A 1,012-nucleotide genomic window follows, 5' to 3' on the forward strand; every position below is an offset into this window, starting at 1 on the left:
GATATTTTGCCGAAGCTGTTTTACCAAGCGCTGCCTGACTGGCTTGCTCTTAATGGTAATTTCTGGAAACAGTTTGACGACAAATTTCATATAAATCTCACAACAAATCAGGTTTAAGGCATTCTAAAAACGAGACTTATTCTAACCTGATTTTGTTCAATCACTAAGCAAAAATGCACACAGAGGAGTAGATGAGAACAATCTATGAATATAAAGCAGAAAAATGCTAGCTATGAAGGAGGGGAAAGAACTTGTAGGCACCTTAGGAACTACCCTACCCGATGAGTATGGTTTCCCAGCTACCTACAAGTTAACTAAATGGCCTGAGGAACAAACAAGACTATTTTAAAGAAGCGTAGTAAGCCGCTAAATTATCAATATCAGCGTCACTCAATGCAGCTGCCTGGCCCTGCATGATTGCCGCCATACCACCGTTACGCTGCTTGGTTTTATAAGCTTTCAGTGAGCTCACCAAATAAGCTTCGTTTTGTCCTGCCAAATTAGGGTAAGTTGGAATAGCTGCAATACCGGCAGCACCATGACAGGCTGCACATACTGCTGATTTAGCTTTACCCGCAGCAGCATCACCTGCTACAACACTTCCACTTACTGCAAGTGAACCCGCTACCAAAACCGATGTAACTAGCTTTCTCATCATTATTTCTCTCTCTATTTTTACCAAGGTTTTACCTTAATCCGACAATCCATCGTATTATCAGCGTAATGCACATAGCTTAGCTCAAGGGACAATATTTGTCATGAGACTTCAGCGGCACAACAGCATCTTATTACATAGCACGAAGCTATCTCTACCCGGTTTCCGGCTTACTTGACCTGAGTCAACTGGTATTGCTATCAAGTACGTTATATTGAACCTATAGCGTCAAGTATTAGTCTTGATCGCTCGTTTTAATCAAGTGTGGTAACTTGTTATGCCTCGGTTTTCCGGGGCTTTTTTTTGCCTAAGCATTCACCATCCTGGGCCAATACAGCCAAATAATGTCACAAATTT

Annotated in this window: 1 protein-coding gene; it reads right to left on the reverse strand. The window is 41.7% G+C overall.

The window, feature by feature from the left end:
* Positions 1 to 340: 340 nt before the first annotated feature.
* Positions 341 to 658, reverse strand: coding sequence for a cytochrome c (locus A3766_RS07725; RefSeq protein ID WP_197470243.1), 318 nt, complete (start codon positions 656 to 658; stop codon positions 341 to 343).
* Positions 659 to 1,012: the final 354 nt, after the last annotated feature.

The sequence above is a fragment of the Oleiphilus sp. HI0132 genome (assembly GCF_001635845.1).